The organism is Herbidospora sakaeratensis (assembly GCF_001570525.1).
GTDB lineage: Bacteria > Actinomycetota > Actinomycetes > Streptosporangiales > Streptosporangiaceae > Herbidospora > Herbidospora sakaeratensis.
Genome location: NZ_BBXC01000012.1, coordinates 252576 through 272148, shown reverse-complemented (window position 1 = coordinate 272148; position 19573 = coordinate 252576). Strand labels below are relative to the sequence as shown.

The following is a 19573-nucleotide window of genomic DNA, read 5'->3' as shown; positions in this document are numbered from 1 at the left end:
CGGCGCGCCTACTTTACTCGGTTGGGCTCCAGGAAGAGCGCCTCGACCAGGTCTCCGCACCAGCGGAGGAGGTCGAGGTCGCGCAGCGGCTGCCCGCCGATCGGCTTGGTCTTCGGCACCGGCACCAGAAGGGTCTCGGTGGCCTGCTTGAGCAGGGCCTTCGGGTAGAGCCGCTGGAGCCGCACCTGCTGGGAGTCGCGCAGGGTCACCGGGGCGAACTTGATGTTGGCGCCCATCAGCTGGACGTCGGTCAGCCCCGCCTTGCGGGCCCTGATCCGGAACCGGGCCACTTCGAGCAGGTTGTCGACCTCCTGCGGCGGGCGGCCGTAGCGGTCGGTGAGCTCGTCGCGGACGGCCGTGATGTCTTCCTCGCTGCCGATCGCGGCGATCCGCTTGTAGGCCTCCAGCCGCAGCCGCTCGCTGGTGACGTAGTCGTGCGGGATGTGCGCGTTGATCGGGAGCTCGACCTTGACGTCGGGCTGCTCGGTGACCGTCTCGCCGGAGAGCTTGTTCTTCTGTTCCTGTACGGCCTCCGCCATCATCCGCACGTAGAGGTCGAAGCCCACGCCCTGGATGTGGCCCGACTGCTCGGCGCCCAGGATGTTGCCGGCGCCCCGGATCTCCAGGTCCTTCATGGCGACGTACATGCCCGCGCCCATCTCGGTGTGCTGGGCGATCGTGGCGAGGCGCTCGTGGGCGGTCTCGGTGAGCGGGTTCTCCGGCGGGTAGAGGAAGTAGGCGTAGCCGCGCTCGCGGCCCCGGCCGACGCGGCCGCGCAGCTGGTGGAGCTGCGAGAGGCCGTAGTTGTCGGCCCGGTCGACGATCAGGGTGTTGGCGTTGGGCACGTCGAGGCCCGACTCGACGATCGTGGTCGAGACGAGCACGTCGAAGTCGCGCTCCCAGAAGCCCACCATGATCTTCTCGAGCTGCTGCTCGTTCATCTGGCCGTGGGCGACCGCCACCCGCGCCTCGGGCACCAGCTCGTGGAGGCGGGCGGCGACCTTGTCGATGCTGCGCACCCGGTTGTGCACGAAGAACACCTGGCCGTCGCGCATCAGCTCGCGCCGGATCGCGGCGGCGATCTGCTTCTCGTCGTAGGGCCCGACGAAGGTCAGGATGGGGTGGCGCTCCTCGGGCGGGGTGAGGATGGTCGACATCTCGCGGATGCCGGTCAGGCCCATCTCCAGGGTGCGCGGGATCGGCGTGGCCGACATGGCCAGCACGTCGACCTGGGTGCGCAGGTGCTTCATGGCCTCCTTGTGCTCGACGCCGAACCGCTGCTCCTCGTCGACGATGATCAGCCCGAGGTCCTTGAACCTGACCTCGGGCGAGAACAGCCGGTGGGTGCCGATGACGACGTCGATGCCGCCGGCCTTGAGCCCTTCGAGGGTGTCCTTCACCTCGCCGTCGGATTGAAAGCGGGAGATCGGCCGCACGGTCACCGGGAAGTTGGCGAACCGCTCGCCGAAGGTCGACAGGTGCTGCTGGACGAGCAGGGTGGTCGGCACCAGCACGGCGACCTGCTTGCCGTCCTGGACCGCCTTGAAGGCCGCCCTGACGGCGATCTCGGTCTTGCCGTAGCCGACGTCGCCGCAGATCAGCCGGTCCATCGGGACGGCGCGCTCCATGTCGCGCTTGACCTCGTCGATGGCTTCGAGCTGGTCGCCGGTCTCGGCGTAGGGGAAGGCGTCCTCCATCTCGCGCTGCCAGGGAGAGTCGGCGGCGAAGGCGTGGCCCGGGGAGGCCATGCGGGCGGAGTAGAGGCGGATCAGCTCGCCCGCGATCTCCTTGACGGCCTTCTTGGCGCGGGTCTTGGCCTTGGCCCAGTCGGCCCCGCCCATGCGGTTGAGGGTCGGCGACTCGCCGCCGACGTAGCGGGTGACCTCGTCGAGCTGGTCGGTCGGGACGTAGAGGCGGTCGCCCTTGGCGTACTCGATGACGAGGTATTCGCGGGTCGCGCCCTGGACGGTGCGCTGGACCATCTCGATGTAGCGGCCGACGCCGTGCTGCTCGTGGACGACGTGGTCGCCGATCTTGAGCTGGAGCGGGTCGACCATGTTCCGGCGCCGGCTCGGCAGCCGCCGCATGTCCTTGGTGGACGCCTTCTGCCCCACCAGGTCGAGGTGGGTCAGCACGGCCAGGCCGCCGGTCACGAACCCGTGCTCCAGCCGGCCGGTGGTGACCTGCACGACGTCGCGGCCCGGCGGCTCGTCGATCGACCGGACCAGCCGGGCGGCGACGTCGACCCCCTTGAGCAGCTCGACCATGCGCTCGGCGGGCCCGTGGCCCTCGCTCATCAGCACGACCGAACGCCCGGCCCCGAGCCAGCCCTTGATGTCGCCGAGGGCCCGCTGGGTGTCTCCCCGGTACGCCTCCACGTCGTGGGCCCCCAGGTCGAGGCCGTCGCCGAAGGGCGCGATCGACCACCAGGGCTGGCCCAGCTCACCGGCGTGCTCGCGCACCTCGTCGAGGGTGCGGAAGGCGGCGGCGTCGAGGTCGATCGGGGCCTCTCCCCCGGCGGCGGCGGTGATCCACGACGCCTCCAGGAACTCCTGACTGGTGCGCACGAGCTCGACCGCCCGGCCCCGGATGCGCTCGGGGTCGCAGACGAACACCCCCGCGCGCAGCGGCAGGTGGTCGATCAGCAGGTCCATGTCGCCGGCCAGCACGGGCGCGAACGCCTCCATGCCCTCGACGGGCACGCCCTCGGCCAGCGACCCCAGGATCTCCGACAGCGCCGGGTGGCGTTCGGCCAGCTCGCGGGCGCGCTCGCGGACCTCGGCGGTGAGCAGCAGCTCGCGGCACGGCGCGGCGAACAGGCCGCCCTCGGCCACTTCGAGGGAACGCTGGTCGGCGACCTTGAACCAGCGGATCTCCTCGACGGTGTCGCCCCAGAACTCCAGCCGCAGCGGGTGCTCCTCGGTGGGCGGGAACACGTCGAGCAGGCCGCCCCGGACGGCGACTTCGCCGCGCTTCTCCACCATGTCGACCCGGTGGTAGCCGTTCTCGACCAGCCGGACGACCACGTCTTCGAGGTCGGCGTCGTCGCCGGGGCGCAGGCGTACCGGCTCAAGATCGCCCAGGCCCGCCACGATGGGCTGCAGGATCGCGCGGACCGGCGCGACCACGACCCGCAGCGGCCCCGCGGTCGCGTCGCCCGCGACGGGGTGGGCGAGCCGCCGCAGGACGGCGAGCCGCTGGCCCACCGTGTCGCTGCGCGGCGACAGGCGCTCGTGCGGCAGGGTCTCCCAGGCCGGGAAGACGGCCACCTGCGACTCGGGCAGCAGGCTCGTCAGCGCGGTGGCCAGGTCTTCGGCCTCGCGCCCAGTGGCGGTCACGGCGAGCACCGGACGGGTGCGCGCGACGGCGGCGACCCCGAACGGCCGCAGAGCGGTCGGCGCGATCAGATCGGCGCCGGTCACCTCCTGGCCGAGCGCCTCGGCCAGCTCTGGCTGCGCTGCGACGAGGTCGAGAAGTCCGGAAAGTGTCATGCCGCGGGCCCCCACGTGAGTTACTACAGCCGCCTGCCGGACGAATCGACGGCACGCGGACGACCCGGAACCTGATCGGGACCGGGGTACCTCACAAGGCTACTGCGCTCGCGACTCGCCCATGATGCGACCTGATTCGGTGAGCGGATGACTACGCTTTGTGACATGTCGTCTTTCGGAAAAATCATCGGCGAACGCGCGGCGGAGACGCCCGGGAAGCCGCTCGACGTCCTGGTGGCCGGCTGTGGCCGGGGCGAACCGCTGGAACTCGGCGGTGTCGACTGCCGGGTTACCGGGGTCGATGAGGATCGGCCCGCCCTTCGCGCGCACACCGTCGAACGCCCCGATCTGCACGTCTACGCCCTGGGCGACCTCCGCTCGGTGCCCATGACGCCGCGGGGCTTCGACGTCGTCTGCGTGGAGTTCCTGCTCGAACGCGTCCAGTACGCCGAGCTGATCCTCGACCGCATGGTCGGCGCGCTGCGCCCCGGCGGGCTGCTGCTCATCCGGGTCCGCGACCGCGAGTCGGCCTACGGCTTCGTCGACCGGATCCTGCCCGGCTGGCTGCGCGGCCGGTTCGGCGAGACGCTGCCGGCCGTCTACGAACCGGTCTGCTCGCGGGAGGGCCTGCGGGCCTACTGCCTGATGCGCGGCCTGATGATCGCCGAAGACCGGGGCGACACCACCGGCCCGGCCCGTCTCGGCCCCCGCGGCAAGCTGGTCGAGACGGTGTGCCGGGTGGTGGCGGCGCTGTCGCGCGGCAAGCTCGACCCCGTCTACGACGAGGTGACGCTGATCGTGCGGCGGCCGAAGAACCACTTCGCGCGGATCATCTAGCGGCGCACCAGGACCGGGGTGAACGGGTGCTGCGACTCACGGAAGGTGAGTTGCACCCGTTCCCTGCCATCAAGACTGATCATGAACATGGTGTTGTCGACCTCTCTCGCGCACGCGTCGGCACATCCGATGCCGATCACATGGTCGTCGTCGACCCAGGCCAGCAGACGTAGCCGGGCGGCGGCGGCCACGTCGGGCAGCCGCGCGGCCACCTCGGGAGGCACGACCGAGCCGCCCGACACCAGGTCGCCTTCGGGGGTGCGGCCCCATTCGTCGACCATCGGGCCCTCCCTCTCTTCGGGCAGGCCGCCCTGGACCCCGTAGTAGGCGCGGACGCGAGGGGGCGGCGAGTTGCTCGGCCGCAGCGGGGGCCCCGAGTAGGGGCGGATGTCGACGATCTCGCCGACGTCCGGGTTCCCCAGTCTGGTGGCGACCGGCTCGTCGTAGGCCCAGACCCGGGTGTCGTCCGCGTCGAAGCGGAAATCGGACCGGCGCCGGAACAACCCGGTGTCGACGGCGGGCGTCCAGGTGGACGTCTCGGTGGCGACGTCGATCGTCATGAAACCGCCCCGTGACGGGGCCGGCCAGTTGACGTCGGCCCGTGCCGGGACCTCGTCGGGCGGGCCCGTGTAGACGGTGGCGACGAGTTTGCCGCCGTCGGGCGACCAGTAGACGGCGGCCGCTCCCATCTCCAGCGTGAACCGCCGGATGGGCAACATGGTGACCAGGTCGTAGACCGCCACGCTCGTCGTCGGCAGTTCGCCCTCCAGCACGGCGGCGTGCCGCATCCCGGGGTAGACGTCGACCCACTGCCAGTCGGTCCGGACGTAGCGGCCCTGACCCGAGGAGTAGACCCACCAGGTGTAGCGCAGGGTCTCGGTGCCCTCCCTCGCGGGCACGAACTTCGTCGTGTAGTAGGAACCGATCGCCCACGGCCCCGCCGCCACCAGCGTCCGCGGCGGGTTGTTGACGGTGTCGACGCTGACCCGCGGCGGGGCCGGGTCCTCCACGGTCGTCGGGCCGCCCGGTGAGGCGGCGGGGACCAGCGTCACGAACCCGATGATCGCGGCGAGCAGGGCCGCGCCCATCCCCGCGCGGCCGAACCGCCGGCGCGCGTGCGCCCGAAGGGCACGGCCGGCCAGGTCGGCGGGGACGCGGGCCTCGTGCGCCCACTCGCGGAGGGTCTCCTCGATCAGGGTGTCCTCGTTCATCGGGTCAGCTCCTTCAGGTCCTGGGAGCGCAGCTTGGCCAGTGATCGGTGGGTGGTGCTGCGGACCGTGCCGATCGAGCAGCCCATGACGCGGGCGATCTCCTCTTCGGGCAGGTCCTCGTAGTAGCGGAGCACGAGCATGGCGCGCTGCCGCCGGGTGAGGGTGGCCAGCGCCTCGCGCAGGGCCAGGCGTAACTCGACCGTGCGGGTGGCGTCGTCGGCGCCCCTCTCGGGGAGGTCGGCGACGGTGGTCTCGTGTCTTCGCCAGGCCCTTCGCCACAGGCTGACGTGCTGGTGGTACATGACCCGCTTCACGTAGGCTTCGGGGTCTTCGACCTGCGTCCACTTCCCCAGGGCTCTGACCAGGGACGACTGCACCAGATCCTCGGCCGCGTGCTGGTCGCCGGCCGTCAGCAGATAGGCCAGGCCCATCAGGGCAGGGGATCTCGCGGCCACGAATTCGCGGAAACGCAGTTCTGCCGCCGAGTCCACGGTCACCTCCTGGAGAATGTGTCAGCCTTCAAGACGCCGCCGTACGGCTCCTCCTATGCCTGCCGAGATCGGAAATCGACCACCATGACCGACTGGACCCCCGACGCCCGCGAACTGGCCGACCTCGAACTGCTTCTCTCGGGAGCGTTCGCGCCGCTGACCGGTTTCCTCGGGAAGGCCGACGCCACCTCCGTCGAGGAGACGGGCACGCTCGCCGACGGCGCCCCGTGGCCCGACCCCATCACGATCGCACTGCCCGACGAGATCGCCGTCGGCGACAAGGTCACCCTCACCGATCCCGAGGGGGCCGCGCTGGCGGTGCTGACCGTGACCGAGCGCGACGGGCACCACGCGGCGGGTCCGGTCGAGGCGCTGGGCGCGCCCGTCTACGGGCCGTTCGCGCGGCTGCGCCGTACTCCCGACGAGGTGAAGGCCGAGGGCGAGGTGCTGGCGGTCACGATGCGCGGGCCGCTCGACGGGCCGGCGCTGGCCGACGTCGCCGCCACGGCCGAGGAGCTGGAGGCGACGGTCCTGCTGATGCCGCTGGTGTTCGGCGAGGCCGGGCCGGCGGTGGTGCGGGCCGCGCTGAAGGCGCAGGCCGAACTGCCCGGCTCGCAGGTGGTGGCGGTCCCGCTGGCGCCGCGCGAGGACGTCGAGATCGACCTGGAACTGCGCGAGCACGTCGCCCGCAACTACGGCGCGACCGAGCACTACGCCGGTCCGGCCCCGGTCCGCATCCCCGGGCCGCCGCACCGGCGCGGCCTGGTCGTGTTCTTCACCGGGCTCTCCGGGTCGGGCAAGTCGACCGTGGCGCGGGGGGTGCGCGACGCGCTGCTGGAGAAGGGCGGCCGGACGGTCACCTACCTCGACGGCGACGTGGTCAGGCGGTTGTTGTCGAAGGGGCTGGGCTTCTCGGCCGAAGACCGCGAGCTGAACATCCGCCGGATCGGCTTCGTCGCCGCGGAGGTCGCCCGGCACGGCGGCCTGGCCATCTGCGCGCCGATCGCGCCGCACGCCCACACCCGCGAGGAGGCCCGCGAGATGGCCGAGGAGGTCGGCGCCGACTTCCTGCTGGTGTGGATCTCCACCCCCGTCGAGGAGTGCGAGCGCCGCGACCGCAAGGGCCTCTACGCCAAGGCCCGCGCCGGGCTGATCTCCGACTTCACCGGCGTCTCGGCCCCCTACGAGGAGCCCGACGACGCCGATTTGGAGATCGACACCACCGGCCTGCCGGTCGAGCGGGCGGTCTCGCTGGTGATGAACGCCCTGACGACCGGCGGCTGGGTCAGGTAGGGCGAGTTCCCGAGCCGCCGGAACGCCTCGGCGGCGTCGGGCGTGGTGTCGAACCGCGTGTCGCCCCGGGGCGCCCACGGGGAGTCGAAGTAGACCAGGGCCTTGATCTGGGGGTAGGCGGCTATCTGGCGGCGTACCGAGTCGAAGAAGGCGGCCTTGACGCCGGGCCGCTCGAAGACCCCCCACTCGGCGACCATGATCGGCTTGGCCGGGAAGCGCGACTGGGCCCAGCGGTAGAAGCCCGGCCAGCCGGGGTGGTCGGGGCGGCGCTTGTCGACGAGCGAGGCGAAGTCGGTGACGCGGTCGTCGGCGTAGGGGTCGACGCCGATCCAGTCGACCACCGCGTCGCCCGGGTAGAGCCGTTCGAACCACGACGCCGACGACCAGTTGGGCGCGCCCATGTAGGTCATCACGGTGACCGCGTTGGTGACGCCCTTCTGCCGCAGGCGCAGCACGACGTGGCGGAACATCGCGGCGTAGTCGTCGGCGGCCATGCCCTCGACAGGCCGGACGTCGTTCTCCGGTTCGTGGTGGATCGTCAGGAAGAACCGCTGCGGGAAGGTGGCCGAGATGTGCGCGGCCAGCTTGTCGATGCGCCGGTCGAGCGCGCCAGACGCGATCTCGGCCCAGGTGTGACGCAGTGACGGCTTCCAGTTGACCAGCAGCAGCCGGTCTTTCGCGAGCGCGCGCTCCTCGTCGGTCGGGAAGAGCTCGCCGGCGCGGTGGTAGACGTGCAGGATGTCGGCGCGGCGGCCCATGCGCTGCTCGGCCCGCTGCAGGCCGCGCACGGGGCCCCGGCCGGTGAAGACCTCGGGCGCGATGCCCCACCAGGCGCCGCAGGTGGGGATCAGCACGCCGGTGACGGCGCAGGGCGCGGCGATCGGCGGCTCCGCTTTGGGGACCTTCCGCTCGGCGGCCCCCGAAGCCAGGGAGCAGCCCGCCACCATCACCACGACCACCGTCATCGCCCAGCGCATGGATTCACCTTTCCACTGCCGGGGGAGAACATGTGGCCTCCTTTTGCAGAACGCAGCTCCGACATGTCCGGCGAATCGCCGTTATTGTTCCGTGATTCGCCAGCAGAAATTCTGTAATTAGCACCGGGGTAATCACCGCACCCGGCTAGGGTTCGTAGTCGCTTCACCCCCATCGGAGACCGACATGAGCCTGCCACCGCCGCACAGCCGGGATCTCGCGGAGTACGGCTCCGTGTTCCGCCGTCGCTGGATCATCGCCTTGACCTGCCTGTTCCTGGGCGTGGCAGGCGGCGTCGCCCTGCTGTGGCAGGCCCCGACGGCCTACCTCGGGGTGGCCGAGGTGCAGGTGGCCCCGACCGGGCTCGGCGAGCCGCAGAACGTGGTGACCGCCCGGCAGCGCGAAGCTCTCAATCTCGACACCGAGGCGCAGATCGCACAATCGTCCGTGGTCGCGACGAATGCGTCACGTGTTATTGGAGGCGCCCCGGAAGACCTTCGGGGGCAGGTTTCCGTTGATGTGCCGCCCAATTCGGGAATTCTTCGGATTTCGTTCACCTGGCCCGACGCCGCCGGGGCCGCCCGGGGCGCGCAGGCGTTCGCCGACGCCTACCTGGCCAACCGCCTGGCGGCGGCCGAGGCGCTGCTGACCGAGCAGAGGCGGGCGATCCTGGCCAAGCTCCGACTGGTCAACAGCCAGCTCGGCACCGCGCTCGTGACGATGTCGCGGCACCCGAAGGGCAGCCCGCAACGTGCCCTGGCCGCCCACCAGCAGACCGTGCTGACCCGCCAGGCGACCGCGCTCACTCTCCGGTACGACGTGCTGAAGACCACCGCGGTCACCCCCGGGACCGTGATCACCCCCGCGTCTCCGCCGGAGACGGCCAGCGAACCGCGCCCCGCCCTGTACGTGGGCGGCGGCCTCTTCGCCGGCATCCTGCTCGGCGTGGGAGCGGCCTTCGCCCGCGACCGCTCCGACCTCCGCCTCCGAACCCCGGCCGACGTCGAACGGCTGACCAACCTCGCCCTGCTTCCCCAGGGCGAGGAGTTCGCCGCCGTGGTGACGGCGGCCGGGCACCGGAGCGTGCTGGTCGAGGGCCTGGGGGTCGAACCGGCCCACGTGGCCTGGACGCTGGAGGAGGGCTTCCCGCCGGGCGGCGGCGTCCTGCTGGTCACGGCCGGGCCGACCGACGCGGCCGTGCTGGCCGTGGCGCTGGGCCGGATCCGCGCGCCGTGGGTCATCCGCTCGGCCAAGTCGCTGAAGCGCCGGGGCGTCGACGTCCTGGGCGTGGTCGCCGTCGACCCGGCGGGCGCCCCCGGCACGCTGGCGGTCGACGCGCTGCGCTCGCAGCAGCCCCCGACGGTCGACATCCCGCAACAGCGCCGAGATCTGCTGTGACCTGGGGAACGACGGGGCGACTCGCACCCGCCGCGTGGCCGATCGCGGCGTTCCTCGTGGGTTACCCCCTCTGGTGGGCCCTCGGGTTCGGCGGGTTGTCCATCGTGGTGGTCGCCGTGCCCATGGCCGTCGTGCTCTGGTTACGGCGGCCGATCAGGATCCCGCGCGGTATGGGACTGTGGGCGCTGCTCATCGTCGGTTACCTCATCAGCGCGGTCATGCTCGACGCCACGCCCGCCGGGACGTACGGCGAGTTCGGCATGGGGCGGGTCGTCGGGTGGGCCATGCGGCTCACCGTCTACGTCGCGCTGCTCGTCGTCGTGCTCTATCTGGGCAACCTCACCAAGGAGGAGCTGCCCCAGCTCGCCCTGGTCAGGATGCTGGGCGTGCTCTTCCTCACCACCGTCGCCGGTGGCCTGCTGGGCATCCTCGCGCCGGAGTTCGAGTTCACCGCGCCGATGGAGCACCTGCTGCCCGACCACGCCTTCGTCACCAACCTCGTCCACCCGACGGCCGCGCAGATCCAGTACGTGCTGGGCCACCCGGCCCCACGGCCGGAGGCGCCGTTCGAGTGGGCCAACGCCTGGGGCGGCAACGCCTCGATCCTGCTGGTCTGGTTCGTCGTCGGCTGGTGGGTCTACGGAGGGCCCGCCCGTCGAGCGGTCGCGGTGGTCGCGGTCCTCATCGCGGCGGTGCCGATCGTGCACTCCCTCAACCGGGGACTGTGGGCGGCCATCGCCATCGGGCTGGCGTACCTGATCGTCAGGAACCGGAACCGGGCGGGCCTGCTGACCCTCGCGGCCGCCACCGCGGCGGCGTTCGTGTTCTCGCCGCTGGGCCAGGTCGTGGCGGCGCGGGTCGACCGGCCCCACTCCAACGACATCCGCGCCTTCACCGTCGCCACCACGGTCGAGGTCGCCGCCACCTCGCCGGTCATCGGCTACGGCAACACCCGCAACGCGTTCGGGAACCACCGCACGATCACCACCGGCCGCACCGACTGGTGCCGGTCGTGCGGGCACCCTCCCCTGGGCTCCGACGGGCAGCTCTGGTTGCTGCTCATCACCCAGGGTTTCACCGGGGCGGCCCTGTACGTCGCCTTCTTCGCGGGGGCGGTCAGGCGGCACTGGCATGATCGGTCGCCGATCGGGCAGGCGGGGAGCCTGGTCATGCTCCTCGTCCTCTTCTACATGTTCATTTACGACGGCCTCGTCAGTGCCCTGACCCTCTATCTGATCTCGTTCGCGGTCCTGTGGCGGAACGCGACGTGAAGGACTTCCGCATACGTCTGCGCTACCTGGATGAGGTGATCTCCTTGCTGTTCCCGCCGTCCACCACTTCTTCGGCCCGGACTCTGGTGCCGAGCCGGCTCGTCCCCCGGCGGCTGGTGCCCCGCGCGCCCTGGCATGTCGGCGGGCGGGTGCTGGTCCCCGACGGGCCCGACACGATCGAAACGCACCTCGGCGACGTGCTCGGCCGCCGGGTCAGGGCCACGCTGCACGTGCGCCCGGCCCGCCGCGCGAACCGCAAACCCGTCCTGGAGCTGCACGACGACACCGGCCTGCTGGCCTTCGTGAAGATCGGCGACCAGCCGCACACCAGAGACCTGATCCGCCACGAGACCGACACGCTGCGGGCCATCGCCCGCCACCCGTTCGACGTCGTCGTCGCGCCCAAGGTCATGCACCACGGGGTGTGGCGCGACCTCGACGTGCTGGTCCTGACGCCGCTGCCGGTCACGAAGGGCCGGCCGTCGGCCGACCTGCTCGCGGCCGCCGCCAAGGAGATCGCCGCGCTCGGCAAGGGCGCCTGGCACGGCGACTTCTCGCCGTGGAACGTCGCCCCGATGGGCGACCGGCTGCTGGTCTGGGACTGGGAGCGGTTCGGCACCGGCGTGCCGCCGGGCTTCGACACGCTGCACTACTTCTTCCAGACGGCCCTGCGCCGGATGCGCCCCGCGTCGGCGGCCAAGGCGTGCGTCGCGCAGTCGGGCCGGCTGCTGGAACCCTACGGGCTCTCCTTCGAAGAGGCCCGCGTGACCGCCGCCGCCTACCTGATGACGCTGGCCGAACGCCACCGCGCCGCCGGCCACGAGCCGCTCGGGTCGCCCGCGAAGTGGCTGAACCCCGCCGTCGACGGGCTGGAACCCCTGACGTGAAGGCGCTGAAGACGACCGCCCACGCCGTATCGATCACGGCGGGGCGGCTCACCGGGGGCGCCCGCATGCTCCCGTCGTTCCTCATCGTGGGCGCGCAGCGGTGCGGCACGACCTCCCTCTACCGGGCGTTGTCGCAACACCCGATGGTGGCCAAGCCGGTGCTGCGCAAGGGCGTGCACTACTTCGACATGGCCTACGGGCGTGGCCTGGCCTGGTATCGGGCCCACTTCCCGCTGCGGCGGCCGGGCCTGCTGGCGTTCGAGTCGTCGCCCTACTACCTGTTCCACCCGCTGGCCGGCCCCCGCATCGCCTGGGACCTGCCGGACGTGAAGCTGATCGTGCTGGTCCGGGATCCGGTCGAACGCGCCGTCTCCGCCCACGCCCACGAGCTGGCCCGGGGTTTCGAGTCGGAGCCGTCGTTCGCCCGCGCGGTCGACCTGGAGCCCGAGCGCCTGGCCGGGGAGAGCGCCCGGTTGTGCGCGGCCCCGCTGTCGTCGAGCCACGCCCACCGCCACCACGCCTACCTGGCCCGGGGCCGCTACGCCGAACAACTCGCCCGCCTCGAACCGGTGATCGCCCGCGACCGCGTCAAGGTCATCGACAGCGGCCGCTTCTTCGCCGACCCGATGCCCGTCTACGACGACCTGCTGTCGTTCCTCGGCCTCCCCCCGATGGCCGACCCCGTCTTCGACCGCCACAACGCCCGCCCCCACGCCCCGATCCCCCGCGCTCTGCGCACCCGCCTGTCGGAGCACTTCCTGCCGTGGGACGCCCTGCTGCTGTCGTGGCTCGACGCGACCCCTTCATGGCGCGTCTGAGGTCGCCGGCGGGACTGAGGTCGCTGGCGGGCCTGAGGTCGCTGGCGGGCCTGAGGTCGCTGGCGGGCCTGAGGTCGCTGGCGGGCCTGGCGGGAGCCGGCACCACCGCGGCCGCCCAGTTCGCCGTCACCCTGCTGGTCACCCGTGCGCTGCCCCCGGCGGAGGCGGGCGTGTTCTTCACCACGACGACGCTGGGGCTGATGCTGGCAGGGGTCCTGCGCCTCGACACGGGCAACGGCCTGATTTACTTCCGCGCCCGCCGACCATCCGAAGAGCCGCTCGCTGCCGAGGCCGACGGTGCCGGGGTCCGCAGTGCCGGGGTCCGCAGTGCCGGGGTCCGCAGTGCCGGGGTCGGCGACCGGGATCGACCCGCTGCCATCGCTGTCCGCCAACCCACAGACCAACGCCCTGCAACCAACGAGACGGTCGGCGGCCTCTTCGCTGCTGAGTGCACAACCGGCGGCGGGCTGCCCGCATCACCTCCAGACAGGGAGTCATCCGGAAATTTCCGGACAACGGCAGCCCGGCCGCTCCTGGCGGTGGCGCTGATTCCCGTAGTCGCCGGAGCGCTTGTCACCTCCGTCATCCTTACTGGCACCGAGCCCGCGCTCGCCCTCGTGTTGCCCTTCGTCGTGGTGGCCGATGTTCTGGTGGCCGCCACCCGCGGCACCGGAGGCATGCGGGAGACGCTGCTGCTCAGTGGGCTGGTGCAACCGGTCAGCCAGGTTCTTCTCGTGGGTGGCGCGCTGGCCACCGGGCTGTCGGCCCCCTGGCTGATCCTCGCGTGGGGAATCCCGGCGGTTCCGGTGACGATCATCGCCACCCTCAGGCTGCGGGGTACCGGCACCCGGGTGTCGTGGCGTGAGTTCTGGGCCTACACCACGCCCCGGTCGCTCGCCGCCGCGTTGCAGGCCGTGTTCCAGCGGCTCGACGTCGTGATCGTCGCGCTGCTGGCCGGGCCCGCCGAGGCCGCGTTCTATGTCGCCGCGACGCGCTTCAAGGTGGTCGGGCAGCTCGTCGGGCAGGGGCTGGCGCAGGGCGTACAGGCGGAGCTGGTCAGGAAGTTCGCCCAGGGAGAGCCGGCTGCGGCGCGGGCCCTCCATCGGCGGGCGGCGCGCACCCAGATGGCCCTGACCTGGCCTCTCTGGATCGGCTACGCCGTCTTCGCGCCGCAGATCCTGCGTGTCTTCGGGGACGGCTACGAACACGCGGCCGACGTCGCGATCGTGCTGGCCCTCACGATGATGGTCGCCTCCGCGTGCGGGATGGCCGACATCGTCATGATCGCCTCGGGGCGGACCCGGGCCAGCCTCGGCAACGTCGCCGCCGCGCTGGCCGTCACGGTCGGGCTCGATCTGGTGCTGGTCCCGGCCTACGGCGCGTTCGGCGCGGCGCTCGGCTGGGCGGGAGGGGTGCTCGTGAAGAACCTGCTGCCGCTCACCCAGCTCGCCAGGGCGACGGCATGATCCTCGTCACCGGACTGCCCCGCAGCGGCACCTCGTGGGCCGGTCGTATGCTCTGCGCCTCGGGCGAGCTCGTCTACGTCAACGAGCCGCTCAACCCCGAACGCCCATATAGAGGCGTGCTGAACGCGCGGGTCGAGCACCGGTTCCAGTACATCTGCCGCGACAACGAGGCGGCCTGGCTCAAGCCGTTTCACGACACGCTGCGCCTGCGGTTCCGCTGGCACGCCGAACTCCCCTGGCCGCCGTCCCCGGCCCGCTACCTGAAATACGCGACGGCGTTCACCCACGGCCGCCTGACCGGCCGCAGGGCCCTCCTCGACGACCCGTTCGCGCTCTGGTCGGCCGAGTGGTTCGCCGACCGGCTCGACTGCCGAGTGATCATCCTGGTCCGCGACCCGGTCACGTTCGCCGGCAGCTGGGACCATCTCGGCTGGACCGTGCACCCCCGCGACCTGCTGCGTCAGCCGCTCCTGCTGCGCGACCACCCGCACGTGGCGAAGCTGGCCGACACCCGGGACCGGCTGGAGAAAGTGGCCGCCCTCTGGAAGGCGGCCCACGAGTCGGTGCTCCAGATGCGCCACCCCAACATCCGGGTGGTCTCCTACGAGGCGCTGGCCGCCGATCCGCACTTCGTTTTCCGCAGCCTGTACGAATGGTGCGGCATCCCCTGGACCGACCGCTCGGCCGCCACGATCACCCGCTCGTGCACCGGCCCGGCCCAGGACGCGGGCTTCGCCTGGCGGGGCGTCTCGAAGACGGCCTTCCGCCCCACCGACAGCAGAACGGCGGCGGCCAGGTCGCGCCTGTCCGCCGCCGACGCCGAGAGGGTCAGCCGGCTGACCCTCAGGTGAAGAGCCGCCGCACCGCGCACACCGTCAGCAACCGCACCGCGAACGGCAGGTCGTCGACGAGATAGCGCCTGGCCAGCCGCGTCGGCTCGCTGAGCAGCCGGAACAGCCACTCCAGCCCGCGGTCGCGCATCCAGACCGGCGCGCGCACCACGGCGCCCCCGGCGAACGCGATGGCCGACCCGCAGCCGACGAACCACGTCTCGGGCAGGTCGCCCCGCAGCCGCTCGATCAGCAGTTCCTGCTTGGGGAAGCCGAGCCCGACGAACACCAGCAACGGACGCGCCGACGTCAACGCGTCGCGCATGGCGGCGAACTGCTCGGCGTCCTCCTCGAACCCCCACGGCGGCGCGTCGACCCCGGCGATCGGCAACCCGGGATACCGCTCGCACAGCGCGCGGGCGGCCCGGTCGCCCACCCCGGGCGGCCCGCCCAGCAGGTAGATGGGCACCCGGTAGAAGGCGGCCGCCTCCGAGAGCGACCAGATCAGGTCGGCCCCGGTGATCCGGGCCGGCACCGGTTTGCCGAGCAGCCGGGCCGCCCACACCAGCGGCATCCCGTCGGCGACCGCGATGGTGGCCCGCAGCACCAGGGCGCGCAGCGCGGGGTCGCGCGCGCACGCCCGGCAGATGTCGACGTTGGGCGTCACCAGGTGCCCGCCCGACCCACGCCGGATCGCCCCGATCACCCGGTCGACCACCTCGATCTCGGTCAGCCGGTCGACGACCACCCCTCCCACGGAGACGCGCCGCCGTTTGGGCGGCGCGACGATACGCGTGCGCATCAGATTCCGTGGCCGCGGGTATGCAGCGCGCTCAACACGGCCGGCGCGGAGACGAGCCCGGCCGCCACGGCCAGCGCCAGCGCCGCCCGGGGCTCCCGGTGCCGCGAGTGGAAGGCGAGCCGGGCGAACCGCCGGGCCTCCTTGCGCCGCCCAAGCGCGGCGTGGTGGAAGGCCAGCTGCCCGTAGACGCGGGCGGCGCCCCGGGCGTCGTCGGCGATCTCGGGATGGCGGGCCAGCATCCATTCGAGGCCGCTGATGCGGTCGGCCCAGCGGGTCGCGTAGTGGGACCGGCCCCACCGCACCCGCACGAGCGGCCGGTCGACGTGCACGATCGGCCGGCGCTTGGCGGCGCGCAGGGCCAGGTCCCAGTCTTCGTTCTGGCCGGCCGGCGCGCTCTCGTCGACCCACAACGCGCCGCGCCGGAAGAGGTAGGTGGACGCGTGCACCATCACCATCCGCGACCGGGTCAGGTCGGCGGCGGTGATCTCGTCGGCCCCGGCCAGCCGGGTGACCCGGCGCGAGCCGTATTCGACCTCGATGCCGCAGCTGGCGAACTCGGCCCCGGTACGCCGGAGCAGGTCGACCTGGGCGTCGAGTTTGCCGGGCAGCCACACGTCGTCGTCGTCGCAGAAGGCCACCAGATCGGTGTCGAGCGCCGCCGTGCCGGTGTTGCGCGCCCCCGGCAGCCCCGGGCTGAGGCAGTTGGGCAGCACCTTCACGCGGTCGTCGTCGACCGAATCTAACGGCGCCCCGTCGACGACGACCACGACGGCGGCCGGGCGGTTGGCGAGCACGCCATCGATCGTCGCTCGCAGGGGACGGTCACCACGGGTGGGGATGACGACGCCGACGGTCGAGGTCATCGTTGGCCTCCGATCGGGAGTTCAGTAATTGAGGCGGTAGCCGTACCAGAGAAGAAGGGGGAGAGTCAGCGCCGTGACCGCCCAGCGATGGGGGAAGGGCAGGTCGGGGCGCCGGTCGCGGAAGCGCACACGGCCGACGTGGAAGCGCATCGGGTTGCCCGAGACGGTGTGGGCGACGCCCAGCCGGGCGGTGCGGCCCGTGATGAAGGCGAGCGCCTCGTGGTCGGCGGGCAGCCCGAGCTTGCCGGCCAGCACGCGCAGCGTGTCGGCTGGCTGTTCGACGAGGTCTTCGTAGTGGACCCGGACGATGGGCACGCCCTTGCCGCGCAGCACCTCGTAGGCGAGGTTCTGCACGAACCAGTGGACGGCGGTGCGCACGGGCGACCACCGGGCCATCGGCCGGCCGTCTTCCGGCCGCGCGACCTTGCGCCGCCACGACGCGGCCACCGCGCGCGGATCGCGCACGACGTGGACGACCGTCAGGTCGAGGATGGCCGACAGGCAGTAGGCCAGCGAGGCGTGCTTGCTCGAGTCGATGACGACCTGGCCGCGCACGACCTCGGCCGCCGCCGCGTAGATGCGGTGATACGCGGCGACGTACTCGGTCAGCTGGGCCTCTCGGCTGATCAGGCCCAGCACGAACACCGGCACGCGGCGGGTGCGGTCGACCTTGTGGCGCAGTTCGAGCAGCCGGTCGGCCTTGGCCGGCCGCCAGCCCCCGAAGGCGCGGTCGCCGACCTCGTGCCAGAAGCGGCACTGCGCGAACGGCCGCCCGCAACCGCACGGCTCGTTGGCGCGCACCCCCCGGTGCCACAGATGGACGACCTCGCCGAGCGGCGCGACACCGGGAAGCTCCCCGAGAAGGCGCTCCAGCAGCGTCGTCCCGCTGCGCCCCAGCCCTCCAACAAAGATCATCGGCTGAGCGTCAGACACGTGCACGACCCCCGAAGTGGATACGGAACGTGCTGACGCTACAGCGGAGAGTAACTAAGCGTTCACCGAACGGCCAAGGATCTACCTAGGCCCGGGTTTAGAGGATCATGCCCGCGCCGACGGTGCCGTTGGTGGCCTCGTCGATGAGGATGAACCCGCCGGTCTGCCGGTTGCGGGCGTAGTCGTCGACGAACAGCGGCTGGGTGATGCGCAGCGACACCCGGCCGATCTCGTTGAGCGACAGGCTCGTGGCGGTCTCGTCGCGGTGGAGGGTGTTGACGTCGAGCCGGTAGTGGAGGTCTTTCACCAGCGCGCGGGCGGTGCGGGTGGTGTGCTTGATGGTCAGCTTGGCCCGGGGGCTGAGCTTGACGGTGTCGGCCATCCAGCAGATCATCGCGTCGACCTCCTGCGCGACCTGCGGCTGGTTGTTCGGCCGGCAGATCATGTCGCCACGTGAGATGTCGATGTCGTCTTCGAGGCGCAGGGTCACCGACATGGGCGGGAACGCCTCGGTGACCGGGCCGTCGAAGGTGTCGATCGAGGCGATCTTCGTGGTCAGGCCCGACGGCAGGTGCATGACGTCGTCGCCCGGCTTCAGCACGCCGCCCGCGACCTGACCGGCGTAACCCCGGTAGTCGTGGAACTCGGTCTTGTGGGGGCGGATGACGTACTGGACCGGGAAGCGCACGTCGACCAGGTTGCGGTCGGAGGCGATGTGCACGTGCTCCAGGTGGTGGAGCAGCGACGGGCCCTGGTACCAGGGCATGCTCTCGGAACGCGAGACCACGTTGTCGCCGTGGAGCGCGGAGATCGGGATGAAGGTCAGGTCGCTCGCGTTCAGCTTCGACGCGAACTGAGTGAACTCCTCACGGATCTCCTCGAACCGCTCCTCGGAGTAGTCGACCAGGTCCATCTTGTTGACCGCGAGCACCAGGTGGGGCACCCGCAGCAGCGTCGTCAGGAACGCGTGGCGGCGCGACTGCTCCAGCACGCCCTTGCGCGCGTCGATCAGGATGATGGCCAGGTCGGCGGTCGAGGCGCCGGTCACCATGTTCCGGGTGTACTGGATGTGGCCCGGGGTGTCGGCGATGATGAACTTCCGCTTCGGCGTGGCGAAGTAGCGGTAGGCCACGTCGATCGTGATGCCCTGCTCGCGCTCGGCGCGCAGGCCGTCGGTCAGCAGCGACAGGTCGGTGTATTCGGTGCCCCGGTCGCGGCTGGTGCGCTCGACCGCTTCGAGCTGGTCTTCGAAGATCGCCTTGGAGTCGAACAGGAGGCGGCCGATCAGGGTGGACTTCCCGTCGTCGACACTGCCCGCCGTCGCGAAACGAAGGATGTCCATTAGAAGTAGCCTTCCTTCTTGCGGTCCTCCATGGCGGCCTCGGACGCGCGGTCGTCGGCGCGGGTCGCGCCGCGCTCGGTGATCCGGGTGGCGGCGATCTCGGCGATGATCTCGTCGACCGTGGCCGCGCTCGACGAGACGGCGCCGGTGCAGGTCATGTCGCCGACCGTGCGGTAACGCACCATCGACTCGAACAGCGGCTCGTCGTCGCCGCGCTGCACCACGTCGGCGTCGGGCAGCAGCATGCCGTCGCGCTCGAAGACGCTGCGGGTGTGCGCGAAGTAGATCGACGGGATCTCGATGCCCTCGCGGCGGATGTAGTCCCACACGTCGAGCTCGGTCCAGTTGGACAGCGGGAAGACCCGGATGTGCTCACCCTTGCGGATCTTCGCGTTGTAGAGGTTCCAGAGCTCGGGACGCTGGTTCTTCGGGTCCCACTGGCCGAAGTCGTCGCGGAAGGAGAACACCCGCTCCTTGGCGCGGGCCTTCTCCTCGTCGCGGCGCGCGCCGCCGAACACGGCGTCGAACTCGTGCTCCTCGATCGCGTCGAGGAGGGTGGTGGTCTGGAGCCGGTTGCGCGAGGCGCGCCGCCCGGTCTCCTCGACCACGCGGCCGGCGTCGATCGAGTCCTGTACGGACGCCACCACCAGCCGCGCCCCCAGCTC

Annotated in this window: 17 protein-coding genes; 8 read left to right on the top strand and 9 right to left on the bottom strand. The window is 71.5% G+C overall.

Translation table 11 applies throughout. The features are described from left to right. Positions 1-8 precede the first annotated feature (8 nt). Entirely contained in the window at positions 9-3491 is a 3483-nt protein-coding gene (gene mfd / locus AW271_RS20075) for a transcription-repair coupling factor (protein WP_062339125.1), read from the bottom strand. Between the two features lie 165 nt (positions 3492-3656). Here mfd and AW271_RS20070 point away from each other — a divergent pair, with 165 nt between their 5' ends. After that, positions 3657-4328 (top strand): class I SAM-dependent methyltransferase, encoded by a 672-nt coding sequence (locus AW271_RS20070; protein ID WP_062338913.1) that lies wholly within the window; start codon positions 3657-3659, stop codon positions 4326-4328. Here the strand turns inward: AW271_RS20070 and AW271_RS20065 are convergent. Both AW271_RS20065 and AW271_RS20060 read right to left on the bottom strand, forming a co-directional pair. After that, positions 4325-5539: a hypothetical protein gene (locus AW271_RS20065; protein ID WP_062338912.1), complete on the bottom strand. Its 1215-nt coding sequence runs from the start codon at positions 5537-5539 to the stop codon at positions 4325-4327. The two genes, AW271_RS20070 and AW271_RS20065, sit on opposite strands and share 4 nt — an antisense overlap. Then, positions 5536-6030, bottom strand: a complete 495-nt coding sequence (locus AW271_RS20060; protein ID WP_062339124.1) for a SigE family RNA polymerase sigma factor — start codon at positions 6028-6030, stop codon at positions 5536-5538. The genes AW271_RS20065 and AW271_RS20060 overlap by 4 nt, the downstream gene beginning before the upstream one ends. Before the next feature lie 84 nt (positions 6031-6114). Between AW271_RS20060 and cysC the strand changes: the two genes are divergently transcribed. Next, positions 6115-7323 carry an adenylyl-sulfate kinase gene (gene cysC / locus AW271_RS20055; protein WP_062338911.1) on the top strand — a complete coding sequence of 403 codons (1209 nt, stop codon included), beginning with the start codon at positions 6115-6117 and terminating at the stop codon, positions 7321-7323. Here the strand turns inward: cysC and AW271_RS20050 are convergent. Continuing rightward, entirely contained in the window at positions 7212-8300 is a 1089-nt protein-coding gene (locus AW271_RS20050; protein WP_062338910.1) for a glycoside hydrolase family 26 protein, read from the bottom strand. The two genes, cysC and AW271_RS20050, sit on opposite strands and share 112 nt — an antisense overlap. A 184-nt stretch (positions 8301-8484) precedes the next feature. On the opposite strand from AW271_RS20050, the gene AW271_RS20045 reads away from it, so the two are divergent. From AW271_RS20045 to AW271_RS20020, 6 genes are read left to right on the top strand one after another with little or no spacing between them, the layout of a single operon-like run. Beyond that, entirely contained in the window at positions 8485-9696 is a 1212-nt protein-coding gene (locus AW271_RS20045; RefSeq protein ID WP_062338909.1) for a YveK family protein, read from the top strand. 56 nt (positions 9697-9752) lie between these two features. Further along, positions 9753-10967 (top strand): hypothetical protein, encoded by a 1215-nt coding sequence (locus AW271_RS20040; RefSeq protein WP_245653116.1) that lies wholly within the window; start codon positions 9753-9755, stop codon positions 10965-10967. Continuing rightward, on the top strand, positions 10964-11854 hold the full coding sequence (locus AW271_RS20035; protein WP_062339123.1) for a hypothetical protein: 891 nt from the start codon (positions 10964-10966) through the stop codon (positions 11852-11854). The genes AW271_RS20040 and AW271_RS20035 overlap by 4 nt, the downstream gene beginning before the upstream one ends. Further along, complete coding sequence (locus tag AW271_RS20030; RefSeq protein WP_062338907.1) at positions 11851-12672, top strand: sulfotransferase domain-containing protein; 822 nt, start codon at positions 11851-11853, stop codon at positions 12670-12672. Before AW271_RS20035 ends, AW271_RS20030 begins: the two co-directional genes overlap by 4 nt. Then, positions 12660-14138, top strand: a complete 1479-nt coding sequence (locus tag AW271_RS20025) for a lipopolysaccharide biosynthesis protein (RefSeq protein WP_062338906.1) — start codon at positions 12660-12662, stop codon at positions 14136-14138. The genes AW271_RS20030 and AW271_RS20025 overlap by 13 nt, the downstream gene beginning before the upstream one ends. Next, a complete protein-coding gene (locus tag AW271_RS20020) occupies positions 14135-14989 on the top strand; it encodes a sulfotransferase (RefSeq protein WP_062338905.1) in 855 nt (284 codons plus the stop codon). The genes AW271_RS20025 and AW271_RS20020 overlap by 4 nt, the downstream gene beginning before the upstream one ends. On the opposite strand, the gene AW271_RS20015 is transcribed toward AW271_RS20020, so the two are convergent. The 5 genes from AW271_RS20015 to cysD all read right to left on the bottom strand — a co-directional run. Beyond that, positions 14982-15770: a WecB/TagA/CpsF family glycosyltransferase gene (locus AW271_RS20015; protein WP_062338904.1), complete on the bottom strand. Its 789-nt coding sequence runs from the start codon at positions 15768-15770 to the stop codon at positions 14982-14984. The genes AW271_RS20020 and AW271_RS20015 overlap by 8 nt on opposite strands. After that, positions 15770-16633: a glycosyltransferase family 2 protein gene (locus tag AW271_RS42890; protein WP_062338903.1), complete on the bottom strand. Its 864-nt coding sequence runs from the start codon at positions 16631-16633 to the stop codon at positions 15770-15772. The genes AW271_RS20015 and AW271_RS42890 overlap by 1 nt, the downstream gene beginning before the upstream one ends. Before the next feature lie 21 nt (positions 16634-16654). Then, positions 16655-17548 carry a sulfotransferase gene (locus tag AW271_RS20005; RefSeq protein WP_062338902.1) on the bottom strand — a complete coding sequence of 298 codons (894 nt, stop codon included), beginning with the start codon at positions 17546-17548 and terminating at the stop codon, positions 16655-16657. 115 nt (positions 17549-17663) lie between these two features. Next, positions 17664-18908 carry a sulfate adenylyltransferase subunit CysN gene (cysN, locus tag AW271_RS20000; RefSeq protein WP_062338901.1) on the bottom strand — a complete coding sequence of 415 codons (1245 nt, stop codon included), beginning with the start codon at positions 18906-18908 and terminating at the stop codon, positions 17664-17666. After that, on the bottom strand, positions 18908-19573 hold a 666-nt coding region (gene cysD, locus AW271_RS19995), incomplete at its 5' end, for a sulfate adenylyltransferase subunit CysD (protein WP_245653115.1). The genes cysD and cysN, both read right to left, overlap by 1 nt.

Coding starts and splice junctions, on each gene's coding strand:
- mfd (WP_062339125.1), bottom strand. CDS start 3,491: ATGACACTTTCCGGACTTCTCGACCTCGTCGCAGCGCAGCCAGAGCTG.
- AW271_RS20070 (WP_062338913.1), top strand. CDS start 3,657: ATGTCGTCTTTCGGAAAAATCATCGGCGAACGCGCGGCGGAGACGCCC.
- AW271_RS20065 (WP_062338912.1), bottom strand. CDS start 5,539: ATGAACGAGGACACCCTGATCGAGGAGACCCTCCGCGAGTGGGCGCAC.
- cysC (WP_062338911.1), top strand. CDS start 6,115: ATGACCGACTGGACCCCCGACGCCCGCGAACTGGCCGACCTCGAACTG.
- AW271_RS20050 (WP_062338910.1), bottom strand. CDS start 8,300: ATGCGCTGGGCGATGACGGTGGTCGTGGTGATGGTGGCGGGCTGCTCC.
- AW271_RS20045 (WP_062338909.1), top strand. CDS start 8,485: ATGAGCCTGCCACCGCCGCACAGCCGGGATCTCGCGGAGTACGGCTCC.
- AW271_RS20025 (WP_062338906.1), top strand. CDS start 12,660: ATGGCGCGTCTGAGGTCGCCGGCGGGACTGAGGTCGCTGGCGGGCCTG.
- AW271_RS20020 (WP_062338905.1), top strand. CDS start 14,135: ATGATCCTCGTCACCGGACTGCCCCGCAGCGGCACCTCGTGGGCCGGT.
- AW271_RS20015 (WP_062338904.1), bottom strand. CDS start 15,770: ATGCGCACGCGTATCGTCGCGCCGCCCAAACGGCGGCGCGTCTCCGTG.
- AW271_RS42890 (WP_062338903.1), bottom strand. CDS start 16,633: ATGACCTCGACCGTCGGCGTCGTCATCCCCACCCGTGGTGACCGTCCC.
- AW271_RS20005 (WP_062338902.1), bottom strand. CDS start 17,548: ATGATCTTTGTTGGAGGGCTGGGGCGCAGCGGGACGACGCTGCTGGAG.
- cysN (WP_062338901.1), bottom strand. CDS start 18,908: ATGGACATCCTTCGTTTCGCGACGGCGGGCAGTGTCGACGACGGGAAG.